Below are 14,548 nucleotides of genomic sequence, written 5' to 3' on the forward strand. Positions count from 1 at the left end.
AGGCTGCCCCTGCTGCTCTTTCGTGACAGCGCGGGCAGCCTGAATTCTTTAGGCTCCGTGCAAAACCTAACATCGCAACAAACTGCCCATGCCCTCCGATCACAGCGCCGCCGAGGCTGCGCCGAACACCAGCCCCAAGCCCGACTCTTCCGCCTGGGCCATGCTGGTCTGCCTGCTCACGGGCTTTGCTCTGAGCCAGGCCTTCAGAACCGTCACCTCCATCATCGCCGACGGTCTGCGCACGGACTTCGGCCTGTCCGCGCAGTCGCTGGGCTCGTTTGCCGGGCTGTTTGCGCTGTCCTTCGGCGTGGCCCAGCTGCTCATGGGCATAGGCATGGATATCTATGGCCTGCGCCGCACCGTGCTGCTGGCCTTTCCGCTGTCGATTGCGGGCGCCGCGCTGTCTGCACTCGCACCCAGCTATTCCTGGCTGATGCTGGGTCAGCTGCTGATCGGCGTGGGCTGCTCACCCGCCTTTCTGGCCAGCACCATGTTCATCGCGCGCCACTTTCCGGCCGATAAATTTGCCTACCTCTCGGGCATAGGCCTTGGCCTGGGCGGGCTGGGCCTTCTGTTTACCGGCACGCCCATGGCCTGGCTGGTGCAGCACATGGGTTGGCGCGCCGGCTTTGCGTTGCTGGCGGTGCTGAGTGCGCTGTCCTGGCTGCTGATTTTCTTCAAGGTGCACGAGCCCGAGCTTCCTGGGGACTCCCAGCCCAAGCCCGGCTTCATGCAGGCGCTGCAGGGTTTTGGCAGCCTGCTGCTGCTGCCCCATACCTGGGGCATTGTGCTGCTGGGCATGGTCAGCTATGCCTCGTTTCTCACCGTGCGCGGCCTCTGGCTCAGTCCCATGCTGATGGATCGCTACCAGTTTTCATTGGTCACGACCGGCAATGTGGCCCTGGCCTGCTCCGTCATTTCGCTGTTTGTGCCTTCCATGTTCGGCCGGCTGGACCCCGGTCCGGCCAGGCGTCGCCAGCGCATTGCACGCTTTGCGCTGCTCATGGCAGCCGTTTTTGTAGCACTGGCCCTGCTCCACCAATCCGTAGGCAGCGTGCTGCTGCTGCTGGTCATGAGCGTGCTGTCGGGCTACGGCACGCTGATCTATGCCGATGTGCGCTCCTCCTACCCACCGGCCACGACTGGACGCGCACTGTCCATCTTCACCATGGCCATGTTTCTCGGAGCCGCGCTCATGCAGTGGCTGTCCGGGCTGGTCGCAGGCATTGCGGAACGCCAGAATGCCGACATCTATCAGGCCGTGATGCTGATGATTGCCGCCATGCTGGGCAGCGGCGTGCTGGCTTACCAGCTCATCAAACCTTCGCCGCTGCTGCACAAGGCCAGCAACTGAAGCTGCCTATCTGCCAGGCAGGCAGCGGCGCGAAAACCATTCCGGTTATGGCAACCGGTTGCTAGAGCGCGCCCTCATAGAGCCAGGGCACATCCATGATGCGCCCGCCCAGGGCGCGCAGCGACAGATCGCGCCCCCAGCGAACAGGCCCTGTCGCATGGAAGATCCGGCCATTGCGCAGCGAGCGTTCCTGCACCCTGGCATTGCGCTGCCAGCGATTCAGCGCATAGCGGCGCAGCCGCAGACTGACATCCAGATCATGCATGGACAGAGCACTCTGCAACTCGGCTGCATCCTCGATGGCCATGCCCGCACCCTGCGCCAGATAGGGACGCATGGGATGGGCCGCATCGCCCAGCAGGGCTACAAGGCCCTGCGCCATCTGGGCCTCTGACGACACCGGCTGCCGGTCGGCCACCGGCCACAAACGCCATTCACCGCCCACATCGGGAACATGTTGAACCAGATCCTGCAGGTAAGCGCATGCGCCCTGAAGATGCTGGAGCAGATCGGGCAGATTGGCCGAGTGATTCCAGCTGTCCAGATCCTCGGGGGCAGGCCCCTGCACAATGACCACCAGATTCTGCAGCTCGCCCCGGCGCACGGGATACTGAATGGCGTGCAATTGCGGCCCCAGCCAGGCCGTGACCTCGCTGGTGCGCAAGCGCTTGGGCAGATTGGCCTGATGCACCAGGGCACGGTAAGCCAGGTGCCCGGTCACACGCGGCGGGCCATCACCCAGCATCTGTGCACGCACTGCACTGCGCACGCCATCAGCGCCGATCAGGGCATCGCCCTCGATGAGCTTGCCGGTACTGGTGCGAATGGTGACCACGCCGTCCTGCTGGCTATAGCTGCTGACGAACTGGTCGAGGTTGAGGTGAGCCTCTGGCAGAGCCTGCAAGGCCTCCAGCAGAATCTGGTGCAGGTCGGCGCGATGAATGGTGAGGTAGCTGGCTCCATAGCGCTGCACCATATCTGCGCCCAGGGGCAATCGCCCCAGCTCTTGTCCCGTCACGGCACTGCAGGCTCGCAAGGACAAAGGACAGGCCACGACCTGCTGCAACGATCGCTGCAGCCCCCATGCCTGAAGACAGCGCACCACATTGGGTCCCAGCTGAATACCGGCTCCGACTTCGGAAAACTGCGCTGCACGCTCGAACAGGCGCACATCCCAGTCAGCCCGCACCGCCGCAATGGCTGCTGCCAGACCGCCAATACCGCCCCCCGCAATCAACACCTGCTTGTTCATGGACTCTTATTGTGCCGCTTAGTCACCAGCATCGAAGAGAACTCTTGTTTGCGCTGCCGCAAACCTTGCAGCCATGAAAAAAGCCCGCCAAGGCGGGCTCTTTCAACGTGCGCAAAAGCAGATCAAATGGCGAACTTTTCGCGATCCTGGTCTGCAATCCACTTTGGTGGCTTGCCGCGGCCGGTCCAGGTCTGACCCGTTGCAGGATCACGATACTTGGGAGCCACCTTGGCGCCAGCATTGGCGGAAGAGCGCGCGCGAGCGGGAGGGAAAACATCTTCAGCAGTCAAGCCGTACTCGGCAATCAGGCCGCGAACCTTGCTCACGGCTTCGGCCAGTTCACGCGAACGGGCTTCGTTGATTTGCTGTTCCAGCTCTTCTCTCTGCTTCAGGAGTTCCTTGTAAGTGCTCATGATTTGCGCTTCTTGGTTGATTAAAGTGGATTCATTATAAATGCCGGAATTTCAAATTCATAATTTTCTGAGTAAGCAAAAACCACAATTCAGAATATTTATAAAATGCAACTACGTGTTAATAAATAGCTATTCAGCCTCCGGAGCTGCCAATATCTTGTCGATACGCTTTCATCCAAATCACTCCAGACCGGGCCAATGGCTGCTGTGGCAGGGAATAACCCGGCCGGCGTTTTATGGTGCCCCCAGCCTTCGCCTGGCAATACTCAAATAGTCAGCCTGGCCTTCAATTCTGAATAGGCACCAGCACCTTGAGCAGTCAGAATCCGTCTTCTCTGCGAGTTGCCCAGACCTCAGCCTCCTCCAAGGAGCAAAGCTCTCTGGCACTGACTTAGAGCCAACCATGCGGTGTCGTGATGCCCTGCTCCGCCCCATATTCCTCGACGACAAAAACCCCGCTCCCTGCATTGGCACGCAGTTGATCCAGCAGCCTCATCTCACATCAAGTCTCAGGCAAAAATTTCAAAGCCAGCGCCTGCTCTCCTTGCAAGTCTTGTGATTTCTCAGCAACTACCGACCTATTGGGCACGCCGATGATGCCTTGCATCTCATCCAGCGGGCTGCGGCATGCAGTAACCAGGAATGTCTTCCCAGCTCTCCATCCGGGCAACAGCCAGGCACAGGCCTGCAGAACCTGACGCATCGCCATTTCGCCACCCAGACAATACATATCGGCGTAAATAACATTGAATACGTCAAATAAATATCGTCTAAATGAAATACGCTTACGCCGCCTGATGTTCATACACCTCCATCAAACCTGGCTGAAGCCCTGCTCCAAACCAGTTGCGATTTCTTCCTCGGTCATTGCTGCACAGGCGAACTCACTAATCCGCAGCAAAGTCAATATGACATGCGTTGAAAATGACAACAAACGCACAAAGGACTTTGCGATAGATGCAACCCAGGCCATGGAGTGCCTTGCCATGCCGAAACCAGCTCTGAATAGGGCTGCCCGATACGCTTTTGAGCCAGCTCTCCAAAGATAATCGTTATAAATGTAATAGCAGTTACGGCGATAGTCGTTGCCGAAATGGTTGCTCTCTTTTCCGATATTCCCGGAGATATCAGCCAAACGGCCAATCCATCGCTGATCGCAACCCCACCCCAATACCGTTGAGCGTCCGATGGAGGTAATTCCAAGTTGCACGAAAGACAGAAACTGCGTGGACTCTCAAGCAACTCCAGCACAGCTTGGGCGTCCTTGCTCACGAACTTTGCCAAAGCTGGCAATCCTGCCCTGCAATCGGAAGGCCAATGCCAGTTTCGAGATTACAAACACCCCGTTAAGCAGTGTCAGCAATGCAAACAGCAGAAAATCCCTGACTCGTCCACCAGAAAGAAGACCATGGCACTTTACTGTATCGGGGACATCCAGGGCTGCGATGACGCTTTCGAGCGCTTATTGCAAACCGTGGATTTTTCCGCAAGTCGGGACACACTTTACGTGCTCGGCGACCTTGTCAATCGCGGCCCCAAATCCGCCGAGGTATTGCGCCGCTGCATGCAGGGCGGCGATGCCATTCGCCCTCTGCTCGGCAATCACGACCTGCACCTGCTGGCCGCAGCCCGGGGCCTTCGCCGTCAAAGCAAGCGCGACACTCTGGCCCAGGTTCTGAGCGCACCCGATTGCGATGCCCTGCTGCACTGGCTGCGCCAGCAGCCTCTGGCTCGCCTGCACACCAATGCGCTGGGTGAGAACCTTCTCATGGTGCATGCCGGCGTGCTTCCTCAATGGAATGTGCAGGATGCCGTGGCCTTGAGCACCGAAGTTCAAGCCGTGCTTCAGCATGCCGACCATGCGCGTTTTTTGCAGAATATGTACGGCAACCAGCCCGATCGCTGGTCCGCCGACCTGCAAGGCGATGACCGGCTGCGCTGCATCGTCAACGCCTTTACCCGTCTGCGTTTTTGCAGTGCCGACGGCGTCATGGATTTTGAGAGCGCGGAATCCGCCGATCACGCACCCGAAGGACTGATGCCCTGGTTCGATGTGCCGGGCCGGCTCACTGCCGATACACCCATGGCTGTTGGGCACTGGTCCACGCTGGGCCATGTCAACCGGCCCGATCTGATGGCCATGGACACCGGTTGCGTCTGGGGAGGCTGCCTCAGCATGATGAGAATCGGGGAGCGCATGAACGAACGAGAGCTGATACAGCTGCAGTGTCCGCAGGCTCAGGTGCCTGGCAGCAAGGGCTGAAGCTTCAAAAAAAGAAACGCCTGCATCCGCAGGCGTTTCTTGTGGCGCGATGACCCCGTGTTCAGGAAGCCACGACGGGAGCCTTGAACAAAGCGGCAATCTTGCGCTTGGGCTTGATGCTTGTGCTCTTGACCGGGGCTGCATGCTTGCTGTCCCAGGATGCGGTCTCGCTGACGCTGCTGGCCTCATAGGGCTTGTCAAAGAACGGATCCAGATTGACAGGACGCTGGGCCATGCGCGATGGACGATGCGCATGACCACCACGCGATGCTGCATCGAATTCGCGCTCGCGACGCGGACGATACTCCTCGTCGCTGCGGCTGCGGCGTGCCGGACGGAAATCCAGCATGGGCGCGGGCTCGACTTCGATCTTCTTCTTGGTGAGCTTTTCGATGTCGGCCACATTGCGGCTGTCATGATCGGTCACCAGAGTCACTGCCAGGCCCGATGCGCCGGCTCGGCCGGTACGGCCGATGCGGTGCACATAGTCTTCCGCATTGAAAGGCACGTCGTAGTTGAAGACTGCAGGCACGTCCTTGATGTCCAGACCTCGCGCGGCCACATCGGTACAGACCAGCAGATCCACCTCGCCGGCTTTGAAGGCCTCCAGCGCCTTCAGGCGCTCGTCCTGGCTCTTGTCTCCATGCAGTGCGGCGGCACGCAGACCGTCACGCTCCAGGGCACGCGTCAGACGCGCACAACCCAGCTTGCTGTTGGAGAAGATAAAGGCCTGGCGAATGTCGCGCTCCTTGAGCACGGAACGAATCGCGTAACGCTTGTCGTCATCCGTGACCTTGTAGAAGCGCTGCTCCACAGTGGATGCAGTCTCGTTGGGACGAGCCACCTCGATGGTCACCGGATCCTGCAGATAACTGCCGGCCAGACGCTTGATCTCGGGCGAGAACGTGGCCGAGAACAGCAGCGTGGTGCGACTCTTGGGCAGATAGGAGAGGATGCGCTGCAAATCGGGCAGAAAGCCGATATCCAGCATGCGGTCGGCCTCGTCCAGCACCACATACTCCACCTGATTGAGCACCACATTCTTGGCCTCGATGTGGTCCAGCAGACGACCGGGCGTGGCCACCAGCACCTCGACGCCTTTTTTCAGCTCGATGGTCTGGGGCTTCATATCCATGCCACCAAACACCACGGTGCTGCGCAGCTTGGTGTGCTTGGCGTACAGGGCAATCTGTTGTGCCACCTGGTCGGCCAGCTCACGCGTGGGCAGCAGCACCAGGGCACGCACCGGATGGCGGGCAGGCGATGCCGAGGCGTTTTCATGGCGCATCAGGCGCTGCAGCAGGGGCAGGGAGAAAGCCGCCGTCTTGCCTGTGCCGGTCTGGGCTGCGCCCATGACGTCCTTGCCGGTCAATACCACCGGAATGGCCTGCGCCTGAATCGGAGTCATGGACTCATAGCCCATGTCGGCCACTGCGCGTGCCAGGGGCTCAGCCAAGTGAAGATTGGAGAAAGAGCTTGTCATTGAGGGCGTTATTGTCGCACCGAGTGGGTTTTTCGCGTTGGCTTTGTGATTTTCTGCAGATGAAAAGCCTTCGCCCCCTCTGTTTTCACGCGTAAAAAGCCTTGCCAATATCCCGTGCAATCTATCGGGATAACCCGGATTTTCACATTCTGCCGCCCCAAAAACAAAGGCGTGTGACAGTGCACACGCCTGGTTCAGGCCAGCTTGTGGCTCAAAGCGACTGAGCTGCGAAGGTATCGCAGGCCTTGACGCTGCCGCTCTTGTAGCCCTGGGTGAACCAGCGCACACGCTGGGCGCTGGAGCCATGGGTAAAGCTGTCGGGACGCACCGTGCCCGTGGCTTCGCGCTGCAGCTTGTCGTCGCCGATCTGCTGTGCGGCATTCATCGCCGACTCGATATCGCCCTGCTCCAGCCAGCTCTTGGCCTGCTGCGACTTGTTGGCCCAGATGCCGGCCAGGCAGTCGGCCTGCAGCTCCAGGCGCACGGACATGGCATTTTGCTCGCGTTCGCTGACACGGCCACGCATGCTGTCCACCTTGCCCGAGATGCCGAGCAGGTTCTGCACATGGTGGCCCACTTCATGGGCAACCACATAAGCGCGCGCAAATTCGCCGGGAGCACCAAGCTGGCGGCTCATGGTGTTGAAGAAGTCCATGTCCAGATAGACCTTGTAGTCACCCGGGCAGTAAAACGGCCCCATGGCCGACTGTCCCGTGCCGCAGGCCGTGCGCGTCACGCCGGTGAACAGCACCAGCTTGGGGTTCTGATACTGAGCACCGCCTTCACGGAAGATCTGGGTCCAGACATCCTCGGTTGAAGCCAGCACCGTGGAGACAAACTTGGCCCCCTGGTCATCGCCAGCCGGGCGATGCGCTGGCGCCTGCTGCACCTGGGGCGAGCCACCACCGGAGAGAACGCCAATCGTGGTCAGTGGGTTGATGCCGAACACGCCCCAGCCAATCAGCGCCAGCACCACGGTGCCGATGCCGATGCTGCGACCACCAATGGGAAAACCGCCGCCACCACCACCACCGTCTCCACGGCGATCCTCGACGTTGTCCGACTCGCGGTTACCTTCCCATCTCATGGTGCTTACTCCTTAGCTGTGTTGCACGCGGCCTGCGCCGGGTGGCGATATTAAGGGCTGCGGCTCCGAATGCAGGTATCAAGCTGTGCTTTTGCCACCTCAGTCAAGCTGCAGCGCAGCATTGTTGACGTTTGGCCTGGTGTTCAGCGGCCGGCAGGCGTAGGGATCAAGGGCACGCCCGGCGCGCCAGGCGTGGACTGAGGCTGGTTGCGGGCTACCTGTTCCTCCACCACATCGACCATGCTCAGAAACAGAAAGGCCACTGCCAGCAGGCCCACCACCGCCAGGGCGGCCGATACCCAGAGCTTGGCCGAAGAGGATTTGCGCGGTGCTGCCGCCTGCTGCTGGGTCGGCTCATAGCTTGCAGCCGAGCCGCCATCCCGCCAGACAGGCTCGACATGACCACGGCTGGAAGGCGCTTGTGTCCAGGTAGGGTCCTTGCGTTGCCCGGAGCGGGGAGAAAAGCCAAACATGTGTACGACAGAATCGATGGATAAGACAGTGGCTATTGTGCGCGCTGGCAGCCTTCGCCAGAAGCGTTCGTGCTGCGACATTCTGTCGGTCAACACCGGGCCGGGCTTGCAATTCTGTAAGCTCAGAAGCTTGTCCGCTGCCCCCATACGACTGCCCATGAATGCCCAGACCCAGCCCTCGACAGCGTCTCTGGACGCCCGCGCCACTGCCGCACTGCTGCCATGGTCCGCCCTGGCCGACGAGATCGAAGCACTTTTGCGCCAGCTGCAAAACAGTTGCAGTGTCTCGGTTCCGCCACGCATCGTCATGCCGACGGCTGCGGGCAATTGCCTGTTCTGCATGCCGGCCACCGATGGCCAGGTGGTCATGACCAAGCTCATCAGTTTCACGCCAGGCAATGCCCGGATGGGCAGACCTACCATTCAGGGCGATATCGTGGTTTTTGATGCAGCGACCGGAGTGCGTCAACTGATTCTGGACGGCCCCACCGTCACGGCCAGACGCACCGCAGCCGTATCGCTGCTGGCAGCGCGCCGCCTGGCCCCCAGGCCTCAAGGCGCCCTGCTCATCGTCGGCGCCGGCGTGCAGGGCAGCGCCCATATGCAGGCTTTTGCTCAGGGCCTTGGCACGCAGGAGGTCTGGATTCACTCGCGCAGTGCCAGCAGCGCGCAGCGGCTTGCAGACCAGGCCCGCGACCTGGGTCTGCATGCGCGCATCACCGACGACCTGGAGGAAGCCGCCCGGCACTGCCCGCTGATTGTGACCTGCACGCCCGCGCAGGCCGTGGTGCTGCATGAGGCGGCAAGACCCGATGCCTTTGTCTGCGCTGTCGGCGCCTTCACGCCGCAAATGGTGGAGCTGGATCCCGAGTTGTGCCGGCGCTTTCTGCACCAGGGCCAGATCGTCGTCGACACCGCCGATGCTGCGCACGAGGCCGGCGACCTGCTGCAGGCCGGCATCGAGGTCGACACCCTGCCCACGCTGGCCGCCGTGGTGCATCAGGACTGGTCGCGCTCCACGAAGCCTGTACTCTTCAAATCCTGCGGCTGGGGCGGCTGGGATTTGGCCGCCACCCGCCTGGCCCTGCGCCAGCACCTGCTCAGGCAACCCACCTGAGCATCTTCCATTTGCTCATTTTTCAGAAGCATCAAGTCATTGCTGAATAAGCGATCCATCCATGCTCTGGATTGTCTTCCCAAGCACTGACTGCGCTGAAAAGCAACGCCATCCAGCCTAATTTGTCTCCCCGGTGACAAATTCAAAAAAAGCGGTTTTAATAATACTCAGATTGAGTATAAATATTTAACAGCGCAACTCAGGATGGAGACGATGACGATCAGAACCGTGGAATTCGACCAGCCCGCACCGGGCAGCAGCAGCCAGTGCAGCACAGGCCAGGCCTGGGCCAGGGTGCTGCCCCAGCAAGACCGCCAGCAGCAGCGCGAGACGGCGCAGCGCATCAAGGCTCTTCTCAAGGAACGCAATGCCGTCATGGTCGCCCACTACTATGTGGACGGTGCATTGCAGGACCTCGCACGCGATACCGGCGGCTGCGTGGGCGACTCCCTGGAGATGGCGCGCTTTGGTGCCAACCATCCCGCCAAGACCCTGATCGTGGCCGGCGTGCGCTTCATGGGCGAGACCGCAAAAATCCTCAGCCCCGAGAAGACCGTGCTCATGCCCGACGGCGATGCCACCTGCTCTCTGGACCTGGGCTGCCCGGCCGACGAGTTCAGCCGCTTCTGCGACGCCCACCCCGACCGCACCGTGGTCGTCTATGCCAACACCAGCGCTGCCGTCAAAGCCCGGGCCGACTGGGTGGTCACCTCGTCGGTAGGACAGGACATCGTAGCCGCCCTGCACGCGCGCGGCGAGAAAATCCTCTGGGCACCCGACCGCCACCTGGGCAGCCACATCCAGCAACAGACCGGTGCCGACATGCTGTTGTGGCAGGGCAGTTGCGTGGTCCATGACGAATTCAAGGCCGACGAGCTGCAGGCCCTGGCCAATGCCCACCCCGAGGCCGCGATTCTGGTTCACCCCGAATCGCCGGCCGCCGTCACTGCGCTGGCCGATGTGGTGGGCTCCACCACCCAGCTGATCGCCGCCGTGGGCAGACTGCCCACCGACACCTTTATCGTCGCCACCGACCAGGGCATTCTTCACGACATGCGCCAGCGCTATCCGGGCAAGCGCTTTCTGCCTGCCCCGACGGCGGGCACGGGCGGCAGCTGCAAAAGCTGCGCCTTCTGCCCCTGGATGGCCATGAACAGCCTGCAGGGCGTGGAGCGGACCCTGCTGCAAGGCAGCGGTGCCATAGAGCTTGACGCGATGCTGGGTCTGGCCGCCCGCAAGCCCATACAGAGCATGCTGGATTTTGCCGCTGCCCAGCGCCAGCCGGTACGCGCCAGTGGCGAGCTGGAACGCGACGCGGCCCTGTTCCAGAACTTCGGTCCGGCCTGAGAGAGGACAAGCATCATGCCCCAATCTCAGACTTGCAGCGATGTGCTCATCATCGGCTCTGGACTTGCCGGCCTGACGCTGGCACTCAGTCTGCCCAACACACTGCGCATCACCGTGCTCAGCAAAAGCAGTGCCGACGAATGCGCCAGCGCCTGGGCCCAAGGCGGCGTTGCCGCTGTGCTGGACCCTGCCGACAGCCTGGAAGCCCATGTTCAAGACACGCTGGTCGCCGGCGCCGGCCTCTGCGACGAAGGCGCCGTGCGCCGCATCCTGGAGCAAGGCCCCCAGGCTATCGCCTGGCTGCAGGCCCTGGGTGTGCCCTTCAGCACCGATGCAGACGGCCGCCTGCACCTGACGCGCGAAGGCGGCCACAGCGCCCGGCGCATTGTGCATGCGGCCGACCGCACCGGGCAGGCCGTGCACCAGACCCTGCTACAAGCCTGCCGGCATCTGAAGCACATCACCTTGCTGCAGCATTGCACCGCCATGGAACTGCTGCTGGACGTGCAGCAGCGCTGCGTGGGTGCCAACGTGCGCAATGCCGATGGCCAGCAGCAGCCTATGCTGGCCAGCCATACCGTGCTGGCCACGGGCGGCATGGGCCAGATCTACCCCAGCACCACCAACCCGGCCACGGCGACCGGCGACGGCATTGCCATGGCCTGGCGCGCGGGCTGTGTCGTGCGCGACCTGGAATTCATGCAGTTCCACCCCACGGCCTTGCAGGTGGGCGGCCGGTCCGTGGGCCTGGTCTCGGAAGCGCTGCGCGGCGAAGGAGCCTTGCTTTGCCTGCCGGACCGACAAGGCCAGCCCGGCGAACGCTTCATGCTGCGCCACGACCCACGCGCTGAACTGGCGCCACGCGACATCGTGGCCCGCGCCATCGACCGCGAGATGCGTGCCCACCAGCTGCCCCATGTGCTGCTGGACATCACACACCGCAGCCGCGACTGGCTGGAGCAGCATTTCCCCGGCGTCATGGCACTGTGCGCTGCGTACGGCATAGACATTGCCACCCAGCCCATCCCTGTTGCGCCCTGTGCCCACTATGCCTGCGGCGGTGTACAGGCCCATGTGGACGGCCGCACTGCCGTGGCCGGGCTATGGGCGATTGGCGAGGTGGCCCGCACCGGCCTGCATGGCGCCAACCGTCTGGCCAGCAACTCCTTGCTGGAGTGCGTGGTCATGGGCAGGTCTGCCGCGCTGCGCATGGCCGAGCAGCCCTTGCACAAGCCCGCGGCTATTCCTGGCAGGCAGCGCAAGCCCGGCAAGAGCCTGAGCGCTGAAAGCCAGCAGGAGATGCGCCAATTGCTGCAGCAGCTCATGCTGCACAACGTGGGCATTGTGCGCAGCAACCATAGCCTGATTGCAGCGGCCAAGCAACTGGTGCTGTGGCGCGCTCAATGGCGCGGTGTCGACCCTGCACTGCGCAACCAGTTGGCCCTGTGCAGCCTGATGGTGGACGCGGCGCTGCAGCGCCATGCCAGCGTGGGCGCGCACTGCAATCTGGATTGGCCGGCCCTCGAAGCAGCAGCCGCCTGATCCCGCCCAGCAGCCATCCTGGAAAGCAAAAAAGCCCGCTGTATCCGCAGCGGGCTTTTTTGGCGGAGCAACAGGCCTCAGGCCTTGGGCAGGGTCACGCCATGCTGGCCCTGGTACTTGCCGTTGCGGTCCTTGTAGCTGACTTCGCATTGCTCGTCGCCCTGGAAGAACAGCACCTGGGCGCAGCCTTCGCCCGCATAGATCTTGGCCGGCAGCGGCGTGGTGTTGGAGAACTCCAGCGTCACATAGCCCTCCCACTCGGGCTCGAAGGGCGTCACGTTGACGATGATGCCGCAGCGCGCATAAGTGCTCTTGCCCAGGCAGACGGTCAGCACGTCGCGCGGGATGCGGAAGTACTCCACCGTGCGGGCCAGTGCAAAGCTGTTGGGCGGGATGATGCAATAGTCACCCTCGAAGTCGACAAAGCTCTTCTCGTCAAAATTCTTGGGGTCCACCACCGTGCTGTGGATATTCGTGAAGACCTTGAATTCGCGGGCGCAGCGGATGTCGTAACCATAGCTCGAGGTGCCGTAGCTGATGATCTTCTTGCCGTCGACCTGGCGCACCTGGCCAGGCTCGAAAGGCTCGATCATGCCGTGCTGCTCCGCCATCTGACGGATCCATTTGTCGCTCTTGATGCTCATTAGAAATCCTGTATCGCTTGATTTTTCATAGCGTTGTGCGCTCACAAATCAAGCGCAAGACCGCTATTTTGCTTGAGAAACAATGGTTTGCTCAATCAGGCGGTCATCTCCGAGGATGATCATGGCAAACAGCAGCTCGTCCAGATTGCGCGCCTGGGCCGTCTTGCGCGCCAGCAGCGGCGTGCAGCCGGGGTTGATGACGACCAGGTCGGCCTCGCAGCCGGGCTGCAGATTGCCGATCACGCCCTGCAGGCCCAGCGCACGCGCAGCGCCTGCCGTGTGCTGCCACCACAGGTTTTGCGGCGACAGGCTCTGGCCCTGCTTGGCATGGCTCTCGCGCCCCACCACATAGGCGGCCTGCATGGTGCGAAACGGCGAGAAGCTCATGCCGCCGCCCACATCGCTGGCCAGGCCATAGAGCATGCCGGCCTGGTCGGCCTTGAGGTAGTCGAAATAGCCGCTGGCCAGAAACTGGTTGCTGGTCGGGCTGATGGCCGCCGCCGAACGCGTGTCATGCATGAGCTGGCGGTCGGTTTCATCGAGCCAGATGCTGTGCGCATAGACGGCGCGCTCGCGCATCAGGCCGAAGTCGTCGTAGACGGCCAGATAGCTGCGCGCGGCGGGGAACAGCTCCTTGACCCAGGCAATTTCGTCAAGGTTCTCGGCTACATGGGACTGGATCCAGACATCGCCGTACCTGGCTGCCAGCTCGCCCGCACCGCGCAGCTGCTCGGGCGTGCTGGTGGGCGCGAAGCGCGGCGTGATCGCATAGCCCAGGCGGTCCACGCCATGCCAGCGCTGGATCAGGGTTTCGGTGTCGATCAGGCCTTGCTCGGTGTCGTCGCGCACACCGTCGGGGCTGTTGCGGTCCTGCAGTACCTTGCCGGCAATCATGCGCATGCTGCGCTTTTGCGCAGCCGTCATGATGGCGTCCACCGATGCCGGATGCGAAGTCGCAAAGGCCAGCGCCGTGGTCACGCCGTTGCGCAGCAACTCGTTCATGAAGAAATCGGCCACGCCATCGGCATATTCGCGATCATGGAAACGCGACTCGTGCGGGAAGGTGTAGTTCTCCAGCCAGGGCAGCAGGCCCGGGGCCGGCGCGCCGATCACATCGGTCTGCGGGTAGTGGATATGCAGGTCGACAAAGCCCGGTGCCAGCAGCTTGCCGGGCAGGTGAATGACTTGCACGCCTTCGCGCTCAAGGTACTGGTCGGCCAGCGCCTGCCAGCTGCCCGCAGCCACCACGCGCTGCACACCCGCGGCATCGGGAGCAATCGCCAGCAAGGCGTCGGAGTCATAAACCGCTTGGCCGTCATCGGCGAAGCGCAGCAGGGCACTACGATAGATTTTCATGGACCAGAGCTTACGCGCCCGATCTTGCCTGCGGAACACGGCAGCGCTTATAGAGGCTATACGGCTGCGCGCAGGCCAGGGTTTGCGCTATCAATAACAAAGCTTGTTGCGCTTTTCATGCATTGAATTCAATGCAATTCATATCAAAAAACCAATATCAGCAAGCGATAGCAGCTATCACTTTAGGTAGTTAAACACCCGAAACCCGGCGCTGCAA

14 protein-coding genes are annotated in these 14,548 nt (G+C 61.8%); 5 read left to right on the forward strand and 9 right to left on the reverse strand.

Annotation, left to right across the window (positions count from 1 at the left end):
* Nucleotides 1-88: 88 nt before the first annotated feature.
* Nucleotides 89-1,354: an MFS transporter gene (locus MPZ60_RS18905; RefSeq protein WP_034353603.1), complete on the forward strand. Its 1,266-nt coding sequence runs from the start codon at nt 89-91 to the stop codon at nt 1,352-1,354.
* 61 nt (nt 1,355-1,415) lie between these two features.
* Here MPZ60_RS18905 and MPZ60_RS18910 read toward each other — a convergent pair whose 3' ends face one another.
* The 4 genes from MPZ60_RS18910 to MPZ60_RS18925 all read right to left on the reverse strand — a co-directional run bounded on the left by MPZ60_RS18910 (nt 1,416) and on the right by MPZ60_RS18925 (nt 4,154).
* A complete protein-coding gene (locus MPZ60_RS18910; RefSeq protein ID WP_034353607.1) occupies nt 1,416-2,606 on the reverse strand; it encodes an FAD-dependent monooxygenase in 1,191 nt (396 codons plus the stop codon).
* 122 nt (nt 2,607-2,728) lie between these two features.
* Nucleotides 2,729-3,019 (reverse strand): H-NS family nucleoid-associated regulatory protein, encoded by a 291-nt coding sequence (locus tag MPZ60_RS18915; RefSeq protein ID WP_003052529.1) that lies wholly within the window; start codon nt 3,017-3,019, stop codon nt 2,729-2,731.
* 502 nt (nt 3,020-3,521) lie between these two features.
* Entirely contained in the window at nt 3,522-3,824 is a 303-nt protein-coding gene (locus MPZ60_RS18920; RefSeq protein ID WP_242607029.1) for a hypothetical protein, read from the reverse strand.
* A 9-nt stretch (nt 3,825-3,833) separates the two neighbouring features.
* Nucleotides 3,834-4,154 (reverse strand): hypothetical protein, encoded by a 321-nt coding sequence (locus MPZ60_RS18925; RefSeq protein WP_241781315.1) that lies wholly within the window; start codon nt 4,152-4,154, stop codon nt 3,834-3,836.
* A 273-nt stretch (nt 4,155-4,427) separates the two neighbouring features.
* On the opposite strand from MPZ60_RS18925, the gene MPZ60_RS18930 reads away from it, so the two are divergent.
* A complete protein-coding gene (locus MPZ60_RS18930; protein WP_034353610.1) occupies nt 4,428-5,282 on the forward strand; it encodes a symmetrical bis(5'-nucleosyl)-tetraphosphatase in 855 nt (284 codons plus the stop codon).
* Nucleotides 5,283-5,343: 61 nt separating this feature from the next.
* Here the strand turns inward: MPZ60_RS18930 and MPZ60_RS18935 are convergent, their stop codons facing one another.
* The 3 genes from MPZ60_RS18935 to MPZ60_RS18945 all read right to left on the reverse strand — a co-directional run bounded on the left by MPZ60_RS18935 (nt 5,344) and on the right by MPZ60_RS18945 (nt 8,325).
* Complete coding sequence (locus MPZ60_RS18935; protein ID WP_034353612.1) at nt 5,344-6,765, reverse strand: DEAD/DEAH box helicase; 1,422 nt, start codon at nt 6,763-6,765, stop codon at nt 5,344-5,346.
* Between the two features lie 211 nt (nt 6,766-6,976).
* On the reverse strand, nt 6,977-7,852 hold the full coding sequence (locus MPZ60_RS18940) for a neutral zinc metallopeptidase (protein WP_034353614.1): 876 nt from the start codon (nt 7,850-7,852) through the stop codon (nt 6,977-6,979).
* 143 nt (nt 7,853-7,995) lie between these two features.
* Entirely contained in the window at nt 7,996-8,325 is a 330-nt protein-coding gene (locus MPZ60_RS18945; protein WP_034353616.1) for a hypothetical protein, read from the reverse strand.
* Between the two features lie 157 nt (nt 8,326-8,482).
* On the opposite strand from MPZ60_RS18945, the gene MPZ60_RS18950 reads away from it, so the two are divergent.
* From MPZ60_RS18950 to nadB, 3 genes are all read left to right on the forward strand, one after another.
* Entirely contained in the window at nt 8,483-9,442 is a 960-nt protein-coding gene (locus MPZ60_RS18950; protein WP_034353619.1) for a delta(1)-pyrroline-2-carboxylate reductase family protein, read from the forward strand.
* Nucleotides 9,443-9,655: 213 nt separating this feature from the next.
* Nucleotides 9,656-10,789 carry a quinolinate synthase NadA gene (nadA, locus tag MPZ60_RS18955; protein ID WP_034353738.1) on the forward strand — a complete coding sequence of 378 codons (1,134 nt, stop codon included), beginning with the start codon at nt 9,656-9,658 and terminating at the stop codon, nt 10,787-10,789.
* Nucleotides 10,790-10,804: 15 nt separating this feature from the next.
* A complete protein-coding gene (gene nadB, locus MPZ60_RS18960; RefSeq protein WP_034353622.1) occupies nt 10,805-12,331 on the forward strand; it encodes an L-aspartate oxidase in 1,527 nt (508 codons plus the stop codon).
* 77 nt (nt 12,332-12,408) lie between these two features.
* Here the strand turns inward: nadB and dcd are convergent, their stop codons facing one another.
* Nucleotides 12,409-12,975, reverse strand: a complete 567-nt coding sequence (gene dcd, locus MPZ60_RS18965; protein ID WP_003052512.1) for a dCTP deaminase — start codon at nt 12,973-12,975, stop codon at nt 12,409-12,411.
* 63 nt (nt 12,976-13,038) lie between these two features.
* Nucleotides 13,039-14,331 (reverse strand): guanine deaminase, encoded by a 1,293-nt coding sequence (guaD, locus tag MPZ60_RS18970; protein ID WP_012839483.1) that lies wholly within the window; start codon nt 14,329-14,331, stop codon nt 13,039-13,041.
* Nucleotides 14,332-14,548: the final 217 nt, after the last annotated feature.

Source organism: Comamonas sp. 7D-2 (assembly GCF_022749555.1).
Taxonomy (GTDB): Bacteria; Pseudomonadota; Gammaproteobacteria; order Burkholderiales; family Burkholderiaceae_C; genus Comamonas; species Comamonas thiooxydans.

What these genes read in the sequence shown, in the direction of transcription:
- guaD (WP_012839483.1), bottom strand. Translation starts at nt 14,331, where the DNA reads ATGAAAATCTATCGTAGTGCCCTGCTGCGCTTCGCCGATGACGGCCAA.
- MPZ60_RS18945 (WP_034353616.1), bottom strand. Translation starts at nt 8,325, where the DNA reads ATGTTTGGCTTTTCTCCCCGCTCCGGGCAACGCAAGGACCCTACCTGG.
- nadA (WP_034353738.1), top strand. Translation starts at nt 9,656, where the DNA reads ATGACGATCAGAACCGTGGAATTCGACCAGCCCGCACCGGGCAGCAGC.
- MPZ60_RS18930 (WP_034353610.1), top strand. Translation starts at nt 4,428, where the DNA reads ATGGCACTTTACTGTATCGGGGACATCCAGGGCTGCGATGACGCTTTC.
- MPZ60_RS18905 (WP_034353603.1), top strand. Translation starts at nt 89, where the DNA reads ATGCCCTCCGATCACAGCGCCGCCGAGGCTGCGCCGAACACCAGCCCC.
- MPZ60_RS18920 (WP_242607029.1), bottom strand. Translation starts at nt 3,824, where the DNA reads ATGAACATCAGGCGGCGTAAGCGTATTTCATTTAGACGATATTTATTT.
- nadB (WP_034353622.1), top strand. Translation starts at nt 10,805, where the DNA reads ATGCCCCAATCTCAGACTTGCAGCGATGTGCTCATCATCGGCTCTGGA.
- MPZ60_RS18950 (WP_034353619.1), top strand. Translation starts at nt 8,483, where the DNA reads ATGAATGCCCAGACCCAGCCCTCGACAGCGTCTCTGGACGCCCGCGCC.
- dcd (WP_003052512.1), bottom strand. Translation starts at nt 12,975, where the DNA reads ATGAGCATCAAGAGCGACAAATGGATCCGTCAGATGGCGGAGCAGCAC.
- MPZ60_RS18940 (WP_034353614.1), bottom strand. Translation starts at nt 7,852, where the DNA reads ATGAGATGGGAAGGTAACCGCGAGTCGGACAACGTCGAGGATCGCCGT.
- MPZ60_RS18935 (WP_034353612.1), bottom strand. Translation starts at nt 6,765, where the DNA reads ATGACAAGCTCTTTCTCCAATCTTCACTTGGCTGAGCCCCTGGCACGC.
- MPZ60_RS18910 (WP_034353607.1), bottom strand. Translation starts at nt 2,606, where the DNA reads ATGAACAAGCAGGTGTTGATTGCGGGGGGCGGTATTGGCGGTCTGGCA.
- MPZ60_RS18915 (WP_003052529.1), bottom strand. Translation starts at nt 3,019, where the DNA reads ATGAGCACTTACAAGGAACTCCTGAAGCAGAGAGAAGAGCTGGAACAG.